The sequence below is a fragment of the Halorubrum distributum JCM 13561 genome, assembly GCF_000337395.1.
In the GTDB taxonomy this organism is placed as follows: Archaea; Halobacteriota; Halobacteria; order Halobacteriales; family Haloferacaceae; genus Halorubrum; species Halorubrum distributum.
In genome coordinates this window covers 75,221-91,230 of sequence record NZ_AOJF01000032.1, presented here as the reverse complement: position 1 = coordinate 91,230, position 16,010 = coordinate 75,221, and the positions used below count along the sequence as shown (strand labels likewise).

The window sequence follows — 16,010 nt, the reverse complement described above, 5'->3', positions numbered from 1 at the left end:
CCGACGGTTCGGATGGATCTACGCGTCCGGTTCGACCGGCTCTTCGCTGCTCCCGTCAGACTCACGTTCGGCGTCGCCGGCGAGGCGACGCTCCGCTTCGTCACGGTCCTCGGGATAGCCCACGTCGATGCGCCAGCCGTCGAGGCCGATGGCGTCGATAGTCCGCCCGGACTGGATGAGGAGATCTACCGCGTCGCTGATCTCGTATTCGTCGCGGTTCGAGGGTTGGACGAGGTGGCAGGCGTGGAAAATCGCGGGCGAGAAGGTGTAAAAGCCGGTCATCACGAGGTTGCTCGGCGGGTCCTCCGGCTTTTCGACGACGTCGGTGATCTCCCCGTACTGGTTGGTGTCACAAACGCCGTAGCGGGACGCTTCCTCCCAGGGGACCTCCTCGACGAGGAAGGCGGCGTCCGCGCGCTCCTCGCGCTGGCGTCGCACCACGTCTTTGAGGTTCGCCTGGAAGATGTTGTCCCCGAGGATGAGCATGAAGTCGTCGTCGATGTGTTCCTCGACCGTGAGGAGGGCGTGGGCGAGCCCCTTCTGTTCGCGCTGGTGGGTGTAGGTGATCGGGACGCCCGCGTACTCGTCGCCGTAGTGGTCGATGATTTTCTCTTTCATGTAGCCGACCACGACGATCAGCTCGTCGGCGCCGAGGTCGAGGAGCTGGTCGAAGCAGTGAGTGATGAGGGGTTTCCCATTGACCTCGACCATCCCCTTGGGCTTGTCTTCGGTGAGCGGGCGGAGACGCGTGCCCTCGCCGGCCGCGAGTACAACTGCTTTCATGATCTGACGATTCAGTTCAGGCAATCATAAGGATTCTGCCTCCGAGGTGGAGCATTCACGGTGCTGAGACGGATCCTCGGGCCGAACCGGTACGTTTGTCCCCACCCGTCGGGTAGCACCGGTATGCGAATTCTCCGTATCGCGCCGTGGATCTATCCCGACACGAAGGGCGGCGGAGATTACCACGTTCACGCGATGTCGCGAGACCAGGCCGCGATGGGCCACGACGTGACCGTGCTCACGACGCGGGAGGACGAGTCGCTGCCACAGATCGAGGAGACGCACGGGTACACGATCGTCCGCGTCTCTTCGGGCGTGACGCTGCTCGGGAACGACGTCTCGCCCGCGGTGGCGCGGTACCTCTGGCACGCGGACGGCGACGACTTCGACGTGATGCACGCGCACTCGCACTGCTACTTCGTAACGAACCTCGCAGCGCTGAAGCGGCGACTCGGCGATATTCCGTTGGCGATCACGAACCATGGACTGTACAGTCAGAACGCGCCGGAGCGTCTGTTCTCGCTGTACCTGAAGACGCTCGGGCGGTGGACGTTCAATCAGGCGGACGTGGTGTTCTGTTACACCGACGTGGACAAAGAGCGGGTCCGGGAGTTGGGCGTGAGCTCGCGCATCGAGGTCGTTGCGAACGGTATCGACACGGAGCGATTTACGCCGGAGGGTCCGGAGAGCGAGTTGATCGACGCCGACGGCCCGGTGGTGTTGTTCGTCGGGCGGTTCGCGGAGGGGAAGCGACCTTGGCTCGCGGTCGAGGCGTTCGCGGAGGTGCTCGCGGAGCATCCGGACGCGGAGCTGTGCCTGTGTGGCGACGGCGCGCTACGCGAAGACTTGGAGACGCAGGTAGCGGAGCTAGGAATCGGGGAGTCGGTGACGTTCCTCGGGCACGTGCCCTACGACGAAATGCCGAAGGTGTACCGGAGCGGAGACGTACTGGTGTTACCGAGTCGGGCGGAGGGGGTGCCGCGGACGGTGTTAGAGGCGATGGCGAGCGGGCTGGAGATAGTGATGAGCGATCTGGATCAGGTTACGCCGATGCTCGGAGAGCGAGGCCATGTCGTCGCAGACGACGGGGACAGATCGTTCGCGGACGGTCTCCTCGAAGCGATCGGCGATCTCGGTACGGCGTCCGAGCAAACCGAATTAAACGACCACCGATGGGCCGATACGGTCGAGAGCACGACGCATGCCCTCGAATCGATCGCCGAGAAGAACTCATAAGTAACCGCCTCTTCTGTCAACGCGTAATGGGGCTGAGTCCGGTCGAAATCATCAAGAACTCTCTTCTGTACCGCGTCTCGGCACAGATCGTCGAGTGGGCCGAACGGAGTCTGGTGGTTCGGGCGCTGAACGACGAGCGCGTGCTGGTGGGACTGCTCGGACTGGGGTTACTCGCCAGTCTCGTTCGGATACTCTCCTCGGGTCTGCACGTGACCGTCCAATTCCTGAGCTTCGCGCTGTTGTTCGTCGTGCTCGTCGCGGTGACGTGGAACTACACCGAGCCACTCACGGACGAGTAGCTCCCAGCGCGCGATCACGGGCGCGGCGATGATGACGAGAATGAATTCGAAGGTCATTCGGTGGCGAACGCCGGTCCCGAAGTTGGAGTTGATCGCGCCGTAGCCGGCGGAGCCGGCGAGGAACACGACGATCAGGAGGACCGCGACCGTCTCGTCGAACTCACACTCGTACAGCGACCGGACCGCGCCGACGAACAGAACGATCACGATCGGGACTGCGGTAAAGGCGAGCAAGTGGAATACCGACTCGACGTGGAGAGGAAACGGCGTGAATACGAAGTAGAGCGCGCGCCCGGGGGCCGCAAGCAGGAAATCGAACCACGAGCTGTACTGCATCCCGTCGAGATAAACTGCGCCACCCTGTGCGCGGTAGGCGAGCTCGGCGTTCACACGCTCGAAGGAATACAGTACCTCCGCGAACAGACCAAACCCGAGCGCACCGAGACCACCCAAGACGACCGCGAGCGATGGAATTGATAGCTCCAGTTCAAGGGCTCGGATGAGATCGACGCTTCCCGTGGCACCAAATCCAAGGAGCCCGACGAGGCCGAGTTCGGGCCGTAACAGGAAAACCATCGCCCACAACGGAACCACTGTCAGCCCCACCGCAGCGTCTCGTTCTCGAAGCGCATACACTCCGAGGGCGAGCAACGAAAGAAAACTGAACGCGGAGAGCGCGTCTCGCATTGGTAGGCTGAAAAAGAGGAACGGTAGTGGGAGATAGAGGATCAGCGCCATCACTCCGTAGTTGTGTTCCGACATCCACGGGTAGAGCGACCGATAGAGATAGGCGACCGGGATGTACACCAGCACGGCGAAGAGCCCGTTGAACACCGCTGCGGTCACCGGTTCTGATGGGAAGAAGACGTAGAGTAGGCCTTGGAACGTTCCGTAGGCAGTAACCGTGGAAGAGGCAGACACGAGTTCGCCGGATATGAGTGCGGACGCGACATTATCGAATTTGGCTATATCCCATCCGTAGGGAAGCCGAGGGAGTACGACGATCGAGACAAATAGATGGCCGAAAAACGCTGGGAGGGCAGCAAGCTGGAACAAGCGGTTCCCGTACCACTTAGTGACGAGCAGTAGCAGAAAGAGAGCGACGAGAACCGCCGAAACGACCATACCCAGGTTTGATAACTGAACTAATAAAAAGGACTCGCTCAGTCGGCGACGTATCCCTCCGAGACCATTCGGCGGTGCCAGTGGGCGAAGACGTAGGCGTTCCACAAGAACCACTCGTGATCGTGCCGGCCGCTCGTATGTCGCTCGTGGAGATTGAGAACGGCCTCGGCGTCGATCTGCGTTGCGGTCGACTCCGACACGACCGACCGGAAGTCATCGGCTAAGTCGTTCTTAAACCAATTACCGATCGGCATCTCGAATCCCTGTTTCGATCTGGAGATCACCTCGTGGGGGAGGACGTCCTCGAAGGCGTGCTTCAGGATCCGCTTTCGGTTTCGGGCGGTGATCTTGAACTCGGTCGGCAGGCCGAGGGCGTACTCGACGACAGCCGTGTCGAGAAACGGCACACGAACCTCTAACGAGTTGTACATGCTCGCCAGATCGACCTTTCGCAGCATCTGATTCGACAGTCCGTGATACGTGTCGACCGCCATAATCCGATCGAGGTCTTCTCGTCTCTCTTTCGGGAGCCATTCCTCGACTTCCTCGTGTTCCCGTGTTATGACGGACGTTCCGGCAGCCGTCGGATCGCAGTTCACGTACGCGGCATCGGTCTCATCCGAGCTTTTACGGACCCACTGGAAGTGTCGCTGGTGAATGTCGTCCGATCCGGCGTCGACGAACGCCTGCCCCTTTCGAAACACCTCTCCGAGACGTGTCTCTCTCGATGCCGGAAGCCGGTCTACTATCGGCTCGATCAGCATCGATCGGATCGAGTTCGGCAGCGTTCGGTACAGCTTGGAGTAGTGTTCTCCACGGTAGCGGTTGTACCCCGCAAACAGTTCGTCTGCGCCGTCACCGGAGAGTGCGACCTTGACGTCCTGACTCGTCTCACGCGCGACGACGTACGTCGGGATCAACGACGGGTCCGCGAAGGGTTCCCCCAACTGACCGAGGACCGAGGGAATCACCTCGCGAACGTCATCAGCGGACACCACGTATTCGGTGTGATCCGTGTCGTGGTACTCGGCGACGCTCCGAGCGATGTCGGACTCGTCGTAGCGGTCGTCCTCGAAGCCGACCGTGAAGGTCTGAACCGGCTCCTCGGAGAGTTGGGACATGACCCCAGTAATGATTGAGGAATCGACACCGCCGCTCAGGAACGTCCCGAGCGGCACGTCACTCATCAGCCGCTTCTCGACCGCGTTAGTCACGAGGTCTCGAAGCGTCGAACTCGCGTCGTCGAAGGAATCGGAGACCGCGTCGATAGACGGCTCGTAGAAACGGGTACGCTTCGTCTCCTTATCAGAGACAGTCACTACTTCTCCGGGTCGGACCTTCCGAATGTTCTCGAACGCGGTCTTGGGGGACGGAACGAACCCAAGCGAAAAGTACTCCGCGATCGCCGTATCGTCGAGTTCTCCCTGATCGACGTCTGACCGGAGAAGTGACGGGAGTTCCGATGCGAACCCGATCCGTCCCCCGTCATCGGCGAGCAAGAGCGGCTTGATCCCGAGCGGATCGCGGGCGAGGATCAACTTCTCTCTGTCTCTGTCCCACAGCGCGAACGCAAACATCCCGTCGAGTCGCGAGACGAACGACGATCCGTGTTCTTCGTAGAGATGTACGAGGACCTCTGTGTCCGTATCTGTAGTGAACGTGTGGCCGGCAGATTCCAGTTCGTCTCGGAGTTCGGGGTAGCCGTATATCTCCCCGTTGAAGATGACGACGACCGATCCGTCCTCGTTTTCGATCGGCTGGTCCCCCGTGTCGAGTCCGACGATACTGAGTCTACTGTGTGCGAACCCGAGCGAACCGTCGAGAAAGTAGTCCTCGCTGTCCGGGCCTCGATGACGCTGGCATGCGTTCATCGCTTCGAGTTCCGTCTTTGAGGGTGGGTCGTCGACGGCGTAAACGCCGGAGATGCCGCACATTACTTATCGGGTCAATGAGCGGAGTATATAAGAGGATACTCGTTTTCCGACACGATGCCGAAACGATTCTTTATTGCTTGGGAGGCAGAATTATCGCGACGTGACTGACGGCCACCTCTCACCCCCCGGTTCTCGGACGGAACTCGTTTACTTCATTAATTCTCTGTACACCGGTGGTGCTGAGGTCGGTATGTGCCGACTACTGAACGGTTTGGATCCCGACAAGTACGACGTGACTGTGTTCGCTTTGGACGGTCACAGCCCGGACCTCACGAACCAGATTCCTTCCTGGGTGCGAGTCGTCGATCTGCGACTCAAATCCGGTATCGGGATCTTAACCATGCGAGAACTGTACCCAACAGTTCGCACGGCGGACGTGATCGTTGGGTCCCTCTATCACTCTAGTATGCTCGCTCGGTTGTGCCGGCTACTACAGCCAAACGCGACGATCGCCACATGGCATCACGCGAACCTCTTCGAAAGCGACTTTCGGCGATCGAGCTTCAAATTCACGTCCCAGTTTAGCGATGTCGTCCTCGCTGATTCGAAGCCGGTTTCGGAGATGTTGACATCTGACCTCGGACTCGATCCGGATCTCGTTCATACGGTGCCGATAGCCGGAATCGATTTGGACGACTACATAACGGTCGAACACAGGGAGACTGAGGAAGTCACAGTAGGTACCGTCGGGAGATTCTCGGAAGCAAAGAACTATCCAATGGTACTGGATGTTGTAGAACGACTTCAGGATGAGAACATCCGATTCGAAATTGTAGGCGACGGGGAACTATACGATGCGATTCAGGAAAAAATAACGGAACGAGATTTACAGAACGTCACGCTTTACGGACTCGCGGAGGATGTGCCGTCATTCCTCGCAGATCTCGATATTTATTTTCAACCGTCACTGTGGGAGGGCCTCTGTATTACTGTTTTGGAGGCAATGGCTGCTGGACTCCCAATAGTCGGTAGCGATGTAGGTGGTATCGGGAGAAACGTTGAACAAGGTAAGTCCGGATTCCTGTATGACCCTACTGATGTTGATGGGTTCGTATCCGGAATTGAGAGGCTCAAAACTAACCCAGATCTCCGTCAACAACTCGGAGGTCGTGGAAGAGAAACTGTCTCTGAGTCGTTTACCCAAGAGGTTCTCGTCGAGAAGTTTGAAAGGGCGATTATGGAACGGTGTTAGATGACGAATAAACTGAATGGGGTTATCATATATATGTGGCCTCTAGTACTAAGCGAATTTGATGGAGAATATGTATGTAATATCTGTTGAAAATGATAGGGTGTATACGAGTTTCAAAACCGAAAACATATTTTATTTGCTTTCGCTGTAGCCAGTATGGAGCTAGTTTCGGTAGTTATTCCTACGTACAACCGGTCCCATATCCTTTCACGCGCTATCGAGAGTGTTCTCAATCAGTCCTATTCAAATTTTGAACTTATAATCGTTGACGACGGATCAACAGATGGAACCAAAGAAATGATTAGCCAGTACTCTGACTCACGGATCCAATTTATCGAACTTGGCTCAAATAAAGGCGCAAACGCAGCACGAAATGAAGGGATTCGGAAGTCAAACGGCAAATATATTTCTTTCTTGGATTCTGACGACGAATTTGCGGCAGATCATTTGGAAAAAGCCATTTCGTATCTTGAACAAGCCCCCAGATCGGCAAAAGGGGTATATACATCCCAGAAAGAATATCTCAACGGAACTTTCCATAGCTCTTCTGTTGCTAAGAAGGTGCTGGACTCTCCCAAGCAAATAATTAGAAGATATTCAGCAAATGGGTTTTCATCTTTTACTTTCTCTTCAGATATATTTGATAATATTGAATTACTAGACGAAGAGCTAGAAGCCTACCAAGACATGGACTTTCTAATACGATTTCTACAGTATTATGAACTACATCCAATCTCTGATTTTCTAGTAAAATATCATATACATGATGAACAAATCTCTTCAGATCCGGATCGTAGATTATCTGCCTTGGAACAATTGATTTCGAAACACAAAAAAACAATTGAGAAATCTAACACAGGCTATTTACACTATTCCCGCGGATTTCAGTATGTTGAAAAAAATAGCATGAATAAAGCAAAGACCGAATTTGCAGCGGCTATAAAAAGCGATCCAATCAAATTTAGATACTATTTCCAATTCTTCTCATCATTATTTGGATACTCAGGCTTCAAAACAATTAACAATATGAAATCTAAATTAGTTTACTTGTATCAGAGATTTGATTTGAATATTTTTCCTACTAATGTTATAATTCTTGAACTCAAATAAAGATCTTCAGATCACTTACTGTGCGTGTCACAGATCCGCTCTAACTCCTTGAGAATATTCGCCACCGAATCCGACTTGAAGAACCACTCACGATCGAACCGACCCGCGGAACCCGATCCCAACTGCCCGGCCAACTCGTCAACGCTCTCAATCCTTGACGCTGCCCCGTCCTCCACGAGCGGCTGGAGTACGTCCGCACCGTCCGCCTCGAACACGAACGTCTCCAGATCGAAACAGAGTCCCTCGTAGACGGCGGTCGATCCGACCCCAATCTGTGCGCTCGACTCCGCGAAGAGCTGGTAGAGAGGCGGCTCGGACTCGTCGATCACGCGCACGTCTGAGTCGGCGAGCCAGGGATACTCGTCTTTCCAGCGGTCGTACTCGCCCGGGTGGAGCTTGTAGACGACCTCGTGATCGATCCGGTCGTCTTCGTGAACCTCCAGAGCGAACTGTGAGAGCTCGCGCCCGATCGTTCCCTGTGAGATGAACAGGAGCTGCTTTGAGGGTTCGACGTCGTTGTACTTGTCAAGTCGCTGTTCGAGGTACGGTAGCCGACGGGGATCACGCGGTCATCAGGGATCGGGAACCGAGCGTTCTCGTTCCAGAACTCACCGAACGTCAGGGGGTAGTCCGGGAATGTTGTCTTGGTCTCGCTTTCTGGGTAGGAGAACCCAAAGTGCTGATCGTATATAAGGCCGTGTTGGAGTTCAACGACGACTATTTCCTTCCGCTTACACGCCTCGATGAGCGCTTCCTTCCCGTACGAGACGACGAGGACGACGACTTCGGGATCGTTGAGATTGCCCCACTTGTAGATCGAATTGTGGTACAGGTCACACCAGTACCTATCCTCCTCGATCCTTCGTCCTTGGCGGCCAAAGCAGAAGTCGTGTTTCTCAGCGAAATATGGGTTTTCGAGCCTTGTTTAGACGTGGTACCTGAGCAAAATCCAAGACTCATAAATGCCTGCTACTGGTCCTCAGTAGATTCGTTTTCCTTTCGTTTGGCACTGAGTGACTCCCATATCTCGGTACATCCTGCGCCGTCCTTCACATCATCGAGATGGTTACTTTCCTCTTCGGCTTCTTCTGTCATACCTGTCCGAACGGGTTGGGACCACATTACTGTTGCTGGTTCTATCTTTCATCGTACCATGCTGTGTTTCGTAGCCTACGGGTCCTTGTTACTCGTAATGGGAGTCACGAATTCGCTCCAACTCCTCGAGAATATTCGCCACCGAGTCTGACTCGAAGAACCACTCACGATCGAATTGGCTGGCAGTGCTTGAACCCAACCCTCCAGCCAACTCGTCGACGCTCTCGACCATCGACGCTGCCCCGTTCTCAACGAGTGGTCTGAGCATCTCCGCACCATCTGCCTCGAACACGAACGTATTGAGATCGAAACAAAGCCCTTCGTAGACTGCGGTTGATCCAACTCCAATCTGCGCGCTCGACTCCGCGAAGAGTTGGTAGAGAGGTGGTTCGGGTTCGTCGATTACCCGAATATCCGACGCAGCAAGCCAGGGATACTCGTCTTCCCATCGGTCGTACTCGCCCGGGTGGAGCTTGTAGACAACCTCGTGGTTGATCCGGTCGTCTTCGTGAACCTCTAAGGCGAACTGCGAGAGTTCGCGGCCGATCGTTCCCTGTGAGATGAACAAGAGCTGTTCGGCGGGTTCGACATCGTCGTACGCGTCGAGCCGCTGTTCGAGGTACGGGTAGCCGGCGGGGATTACGCGGTCATCAGGGATCGGGAACCGGGCATTTTCGTTCCAGAACTCGCCGAACGTCAAGAGGTAGTCAGGAAACGTAGTCTTGGTCTCGCCTTCTGGGTAGGAGTACCCAAAGTGATGATCGTGTATCACGCCGTGTTGGAGTTCAACGACGGGGACTTCCTTCCGCTTACACGCCTCAATGAGCGCTTCCTTCCCGTACGAGACGACGAGGACAACGACTTTGGGATCAACTCTGTCTAACAGTCGTTCGTATAGCGGGAGTGTCGTGTTCCGGATATGGAGCGCATTTTGAGCTTCCGAGACGACATCGATGTCGACGTCGAAGCGTCGTCGGATCTCTACTTCAGCTTCTTGGAGTCGCGAGACGACATCGTCGGGGAGTGACGGCGAGCGCAGACCGAGTTTCCGTTGGAGGGTTCCTCCGTACTGTATGAGCTCAAGATATTTGAGGTTCTTCGTCTTCGCGGGGCTCCGATGTGACAAGAGATGTGGTGCTTCCATGTGGACGTAGTCAAGTTCACCCTGCTCATGGATCGGATCGCAGTAAAGATCCCACCAATAGCCGTCTTCTTCGAGCTTTCTGCGTTGGTGGCCGAAGAAGATGAAGTCGTGTTCGCCGGCGAAATACGGGTTTTTGTCAGCGATATTTTTCAGCCATAGTGAGAAGCCATGGAGGTAGTCTTTTGCTCCATCTCCACTATGTGTGTGAGCCTGTCCGCGCCCTTTTTCGCGGGCGATCTCTCGGAAGACGCTAGAGCGTATTCGTTCCCAGATTGGGATCTGATCGACCCGAATTGAGAATAAGTCTAACTCATTTTCAAGAGACTCGTATTCAGTAGCATTTACTTCCATCAACAAACGCGTTGTCCTCACCTAGAGGTAAATCAATAACTATTATCAGCGGAGTGGTGCTCAAATAAGCGATCGTTGATCGATAAACCGCACTAATCGGGTTTGAAGAGACGGTCACCTCGGTACGATCGTCTACTAGTCATCGTCGTTCGTATTGTTGATCTATGTAGTGTTTGATTTGATACCATCGTCGAAATAACTTATGCTTATTATTTATTCCTATAGGTATAGTATATCTTAACAATATCTGTGTGTAGATTATCGATCAACGACTGATCCGTACCCGACTTCTTCGATCCCATGGACATAGTGTACGAGTCTAGCTGGCAATCTGATATCACCTGTATATGATTCCAGATCAAAGTCCTCTGCGGTGAGTTCGCTATCCTGTATCCGGGATTGATACGATCGCTTGAGTTCGTTATATGTCTCAGTTCCAACTGGTCCGGAGTTCAGATGTTGATATATTGGACGGATCTGTGACAATAGAGGTTGTGGAAGGTTTCGGCTAACGAAATCAACCAACCGGTCCGATGGCGATTTTGGGAATACGAGTTCGCTGTCCTCTGTAATCTTTGCTTGAGCAGTCCCCGAGAACATCGGAATATTGAGCACGTTGGGGTATAACTCTTCAAGCAATTTGACCCGGATGCGTTCTCCACGGCGGTGTTTTGGTGGGAAATCAAGCATTGGTCGACTCAATTCAAACGTTGCGTAGGGTGCCAAATGGAACGAAAATTCATTAGCAATATTTACATAGGCAGACTGGGGTCGCCCGTTCAATAACTGGATCACGGTAACGAATGTTTCTAAAGGAAGTTCCTCGCCCGGGTTAACTTGTAAACCATGACGATTGAGGGCTGTCTGACAGTCTGTATAGAGTTGTTCTATATATTTGTCTTTCCGACCGAATTGATCATCAGAGAATTTCTGGACATATGTGAAGTGATTTTCAACGATCTCTCTCAATGTAATCGGCATTGACGAGGTCAGTTCCCAATAATAATGGTTGGAAACGGTACCAAACGCGTAGCCACTCATTAGAAGCTCGGGTACGGCCGAAGACGCCAAACTGTCGTAGAAATTTTCTGTCGCACCGTAAGTATTGTATCGATACCCATATTTCCGAAATAGTGCGGTCCACTTTGATCGATCTGTCGGGAGTGATCCACCCCAATCCAGCTGTCTGAAATCAAGGTTAAATTCTTGCGCGTATTTACGTGCTACGTCAAGGTCGTTATCTTTGGTGTTCGTCAGAGGCGAATTCCCAACAGCATACAGGATCGCGGGATTGGTTTCCTGCTGTAATATCCCAGCAAGTACCGACCGGGAATCAAGACCACCAGTGGCTTGGATTCCGATATCTGATGTGGCCGCTGTGATGTCTGCGAACACAGACATAACACGCTCACTGTAATCCTCAACGACAGTCTCAATAGATTCGTCTTGGTACTCCCAGCCAGCCTGTGGTCTCGACATCGGCTCTACTGAGATCTCATCTTCGCTCGTGTCGATCGATAGCAGCTCCGAGCCCTCTAGCCGCTTCACATCCGTGAAGATTGTGGAATCAGTTACTTCTGAAACCTCGAGTGCTTTAACAAGCAATTCGTGTTTTCTAACAGTTGGTTCCGAGAGAGTCGACGAACAGAGATGAAGTGAATTCGAAACGACCCAGTCATTTTGTGTGGTGTAATAGATCTCGTATACGCCGTTCGGATCCCCAAAAACCGTTACCTGGTCGCCTTTACCGACGATAACTGCGTAGTGGCCGAAGGCCTGATCTCGAACAGCGGCAGCTCCACCATTAGTAAACGTATCATAAACCGATTCGAGTGCCTCACCACCCATTTTACCATTGATAATTAGAGTGCCAGTGACGGCGACAAATCCCCCGTTTTCAAAGACAGTAAGGTTCGTATTCTCGATTGTTCGTTTTTCATATGTCGAGATATTGATCCCTTTGTTGGTGACCTCACCTGCTTTAGTGAGTTCGGCTGCTGAGCATAATTCGCGCGCAGCCTCATGTACAGACTCGTCGGAACTCAGGTGGAACCGCGACATATTATAACGTACTTCAATTGGTTAGGAAATGTTTTCGATCGCAATAGCACCCCAACATCGTCCCTATCGAGTTCTCACCGGCTGCATTATCCTCGTTCAGTAACCCGTTCAACAGATTCTCTCGCAAGCAATGTAATCGGATCGTACTCGGTTAGTTCCGATTCAATCGACAGTACGGAGAGATCAGAACATCCAATGAGAAGCGCCTCACAACCGCGGCGTTCGAGGTATTCGATCACCGGAATTAGTGTTTGGGTGGCTTCTCTATGGTCACCTCGCTTGACCGCGTATATCGCCTCCATCAGCCGGGTTTTATTTTCGGGCGCTACAAGATCTACTGGCGAGTTAGCGAAGTATGAGTCGTAGATTCCAACATCAAGTACTGTTTTCGTCGCTAGCAGACCGGCTCGTTCAACTCCATTTTGTTCAAGTGTATTCGATGCTGTCTGAATCATATTGATGAATTCAGCCTCAATACTGTCTTTGAGATCACCATAGTAGTAATGAGCCGTATTACAGGGCATTGCGATAACATCTGCGCCGGCCTCTTTTAGCGTTTTAGCGTTTTTTTGTAGTCGCGGTAGTGGACTTTCACTCCCGTCAAGAATCGCTGCGTTTCTATCCGGGATCTTCGGATCGTTTGAAACTAATGTGACGATGTGGTCCTGGTCAATTTCCGCGGGCGTCTCAGCAAGCAATTCTCGCTGGAAGTTGATCGTAGCTTCCGGTCCCATCCCACCGAGAATCCCAAGTACCGGATCCTCTATCTCTCGGCCGATCATAGTCATACTCTCAATTGGTACGCAGTTGAACCTAAACGGTCTGGTTGAATAATTCCAACTTCCTGTTTATTATCATCTCCACGCGCATTAAATTCCATATTATATCTCATTTAAAACTACACTCCATCTACAAACAAGCTATCAAAGTACTGTTCACCGCCATCGCAGACGACACTCAGAACCTCGGCGTCGGGGTTTGTATTTCCTATCGTGGTTGCGACCGACAATGCCGCTCCTGCGCTTGGCCCAATCAACAAACCGTGTTCCCGTGCTGCCTGTCGGGCCGTCTCGAAGGCTTGTTCATCTTCGACGCTCTGGATCTCGTCGATGTATTCGAACCACATCGTCGGGAGTTCATGGCCTTTGCCGAGTCCCTCAACCGTTGTTTCGTACTCTACGGGTTCTGACCCGTAAAATGCGGTCGAGATGTTTGAATTGGTTGCGTCGACGCCTACAATAGTGATGTCACGCCCACAATCCTCGACGGACTCTTTTAGGAACCGAGCCGTGCCGCTGAGGGTTCCACCGGTACCCATCGGACACACTAAGTGTGTCAGATCATCACCGACTTGGGACCAGATCTCCGGTCCCGTCCACTCATAGTGAACTTCAGGATTCGCAGAGTTGTAGTACTGATTCATAAAATACGCGTCTAACTTTTCTGAGAGGCGATCTGCGACATTATGGTAATACTCGGGGTGATCCTCAGAAACATCTGGACACTCGTGTATTTCGGCATCGAAGGCTCGGACATATCCTTTTTTGTGCGTACTGGTCGACGCTGGAAGAGTCACATGGCAGTCTAGATTGAGCCGGTTAGCAACGAAGGCAACCGATCCCGCAGTATTCCCCGAACTGGCTTCGACAACGGTCTCGTGCTCTCCGTTCTGGCTTTCTTCTAATAGGATCCCCAAGGCAACCCTGTCTTTCATTGAGCCTGTTGGATTTCGACTCTCAAGTTTACATGAGACGTTTCCATGTTCTGCTCCGCTGAATGGAACTATTGGCGTGTTGCCGATCAATTGAAGTAGAGGGTCATCGACAGAGTAGGGACAGTACACAGATGGGAGTGATTCCATGGATACAGGATGATAAAAATCACACCAATAAAATAATACCGTCTGATGTCTGTGTAGTGTTCAGATAAGTTGGAGTCTGAGAAGAATCACGATGAATCTCGTGAAGGTCTTCGCTGTTTTCGCCTATAAGTTAGGGACTTCGATCCAATCTACGGCATTTTTACTTAAGCCTATTCGAATATATTGAATCGGCAGAATATGTTGATTATGTCGACTGGATATCGGATAGACTGAGAATATATAGCAATGGTTCGATGATTATCAAACCAACCGTATAGACCGCTCACACTATCGTTGCTGCTGAATATCGTCTGTTGCTATTTATGTCTGTAATTTTTCACCAAAGAGCGGAAGAGTTATTTATGAGGATGGACCGCGTGTTAAAATGATGAAGAAAGCATTTCAATTGATAAAAAAGGGAATACACAACCCACACAGAGTTATTCCCTTCATTAGAAATCAGTCGATCCCTGGTCTCCTATCGCTGTACGGACGAGCATACAGAGCAAAGTCATCTGCCGCCGATCAGCGTGAGCGGATCTACGAGTTTATAGACTCAAACGATGAGTTTGTTCTGGTTGTCCTTGACGCATGCCGGTTTGACGTGTTCGAGTCCGTGATTGGAAACTATCTGATGGGTGATTTGGAGTCGGTATGGAGTCCTGGTAGCCTGACACCACAATGGGGTCCAGAGATGTGGACATCCGAGTACGACTTGACTTATATCAGCTCAAACCCAATAATTGGAGATTTCGAGTACAAGCCCAGAAATTCCGATTTCGGCTACACCACGTTCTGTGCGGCAGATCATGTTGAACGGTTTATTGACGCATACAGTTTTGCGTGGGACGACGAGGTGGAATCGGTGTATCCATCGGATATGACTGACATCGTGTTACAGGAGGCAGCTCGTGACCGGCCTACACGACTCGTTGCACACTACCTCCAACCCCATCTTCCATTCATCGGTGAAGAAGGATTCTCACATTACGTTCTAGATCATCAGGAGCAGGAGTTTGGTAGGGACTATTCGCCTGAAGAGCGGAGGAGCTTTCTAGAAGCGAACTCCGAGATATCTCTGGAAGAAGCCCTTGAATATGATGTAACATGGAGCGACGAACTGAAATATGATCTAGAAATCTCAAATTCTGGTGGACGGGGATATCAGGCTTTACTTCGTGAAGACATTGTTACTGATGAAGATATTTGGCGAGGCTACACCGACAATCTCGAAATTGCGCTTAATGAGATTCGTCGACTTGCCCGACATGTCGATTGTCCAGTTGTAATTACATCGGATCACGGAGAGTTCCTCGGTGAATTCGGAATATACGATCATCCCCAGATCGTCCATCCGATTTTACGCGAGGTACCTTGGTTCGAAGTTGATAAATCGGAGATTGGAATTGAGGATAACACCTTCGATCCGGTCAATCGTGAGCATAAATCGATTGACGACGATGGCGTAAGAGGACGACTCTCCGATTTGGGCTACCTATAAATCATTGGCTCTATAGTTTTGTTAGACGCAACAGCGGGGACTGCGTTACCTCAGCAGAAACTGGAGATTCGGATCGGTGTGATGTCTGTGAATCGTCTTTCACGCGCTTCACGACTGATAAAGTTAAATCCGCCATCGTTAATCCGGACAAATCTACCGACCCCAGGGGGGAGGCAGAGATTCAGCAGCCAACTGATTCGAGTCGCTGGTGAGATCGCGGTTTCCGAACTCCACGATCGGTACAAGATTGCGGCTGAGCAATTGTACACTGGATATCGGCAGACCCCGATCGGAAAGCGCTCATGACGAAACTACGCG

13 protein-coding genes are annotated in these 16,010 nt (G+C 52.4%); 4 read left to right on the top strand and 9 right to left on the bottom strand.

Annotation, left to right across the window (positions count from 1 at the left end; genetic code table 11):
- Nucleotides 1-18: 18 nt before the first annotated feature.
- Nucleotides 19-783, bottom strand: a complete 765-nt coding sequence (aglF, locus tag C470_RS07175; protein WP_049908641.1) for a UTP--glucose-1-phosphate uridylyltransferase AglF — start codon at nucleotides 781-783, stop codon at nucleotides 19-21.
- 123 nt (nucleotides 784-906) lie between these two features.
- On the opposite strand from aglF, the gene C470_RS07170 reads away from it, so the two are divergent.
- The gene (locus C470_RS07170) at nucleotides 907-2,019 is read left to right on the top strand and encodes a glycosyltransferase family 4 protein (RefSeq protein WP_008366284.1); all 1,113 of its coding nucleotides are present in this window, start codon (nucleotides 907-909) and stop codon (nucleotides 2,017-2,019) included.
- A 167-nt stretch (nucleotides 2,020-2,186) separates the two neighbouring features.
- Here C470_RS07170 and C470_RS07165 read toward each other — a convergent pair whose 3' ends face one another.
- Both C470_RS07165 and asnB read right to left on the bottom strand, forming a co-directional pair.
- On the bottom strand, nucleotides 2,187-3,443 hold the full coding sequence (locus tag C470_RS07165; RefSeq protein WP_049908639.1) for a hypothetical protein: 1,257 nt from the start codon (nucleotides 3,441-3,443) through the stop codon (nucleotides 2,187-2,189).
- Nucleotides 3,444-3,481: 38 nt separating this feature from the next.
- Nucleotides 3,482-5,377, bottom strand: coding sequence for an asparagine synthase (glutamine-hydrolyzing) (asnB, locus tag C470_RS07160; RefSeq protein ID WP_008366282.1), 1,896 nt, complete (start codon nucleotides 5,375-5,377; stop codon nucleotides 3,482-3,484).
- Between the two features lie 100 nt (nucleotides 5,378-5,477).
- Between asnB and C470_RS15315 the strand changes: the two genes are divergently transcribed.
- Nucleotides 5,478-6,569, top strand: coding sequence for a glycosyltransferase family 4 protein (locus tag C470_RS15315; protein WP_152418651.1), 1,092 nt, complete (start codon nucleotides 5,478-5,480; stop codon nucleotides 6,567-6,569).
- Between the two features lie 156 nt (nucleotides 6,570-6,725).
- Nucleotides 6,726-7,679, top strand: coding sequence for a glycosyltransferase family 2 protein (locus tag C470_RS15310; protein ID WP_008366279.1), 954 nt, complete (start codon nucleotides 6,726-6,728; stop codon nucleotides 7,677-7,679).
- Between the two features lie 11 nt (nucleotides 7,680-7,690).
- On the opposite strand, the gene C470_RS16305 is transcribed toward C470_RS15310, so the two are convergent.
- The 6 genes from C470_RS16305 to C470_RS07145 all read right to left on the bottom strand — a co-directional run bounded on the left by C470_RS16305 (nucleotide 7,691) and on the right by C470_RS07145 (nucleotide 14,191).
- Entirely contained in the window at nucleotides 7,691-8,008 is a 318-nt protein-coding gene (locus tag C470_RS16305; protein WP_239638574.1) for a hypothetical protein, read from the bottom strand.
- Nucleotides 8,009-8,648: 640 nt separating this feature from the next.
- Nucleotides 8,649-8,774: a hypothetical protein gene (locus C470_RS16380; protein WP_275039645.1), complete on the bottom strand. Its 126-nt coding sequence runs from the start codon at nucleotides 8,772-8,774 to the stop codon at nucleotides 8,649-8,651.
- Nucleotides 8,775-8,862: 88 nt separating this feature from the next.
- A complete protein-coding gene (locus C470_RS07150) occupies nucleotides 8,863-10,269 on the bottom strand; it encodes a hypothetical protein (RefSeq protein ID WP_239638573.1) in 1,407 nt (468 codons plus the stop codon).
- A gap of 258 nt (nucleotides 10,270-10,527) precedes the next feature.
- Nucleotides 10,528-12,330 carry a hypothetical protein gene (locus C470_RS15670; protein WP_152418650.1) on the bottom strand — a complete coding sequence of 601 codons (1,803 nt, stop codon included), beginning with the start codon at nucleotides 12,328-12,330 and terminating at the stop codon, nucleotides 10,528-10,530.
- Between the two features lie 86 nt (nucleotides 12,331-12,416).
- The gene (locus tag C470_RS15305) at nucleotides 12,417-13,118 is read right to left on the bottom strand and encodes an aspartate/glutamate racemase family protein (protein WP_082226659.1); all 702 of its coding nucleotides are present in this window, start codon (nucleotides 13,116-13,118) and stop codon (nucleotides 12,417-12,419) included.
- Nucleotides 13,119-13,228: 110 nt separating this feature from the next.
- Nucleotides 13,229-14,191 carry a PLP-dependent cysteine synthase family protein gene (locus C470_RS07145; protein ID WP_049908638.1) on the bottom strand — a complete coding sequence of 321 codons (963 nt, stop codon included), beginning with the start codon at nucleotides 14,189-14,191 and terminating at the stop codon, nucleotides 13,229-13,231.
- A gap of 385 nt (nucleotides 14,192-14,576) precedes the next feature.
- Here C470_RS07145 and C470_RS15665 point away from each other — a divergent pair, with 385 nt between their 5' ends.
- A complete protein-coding gene (locus C470_RS15665; RefSeq protein WP_152418649.1) occupies nucleotides 14,577-15,692 on the top strand; it encodes a hypothetical protein in 1,116 nt (371 codons plus the stop codon).
- Nucleotides 15,693-16,010 lie beyond the last annotated feature (318 nt).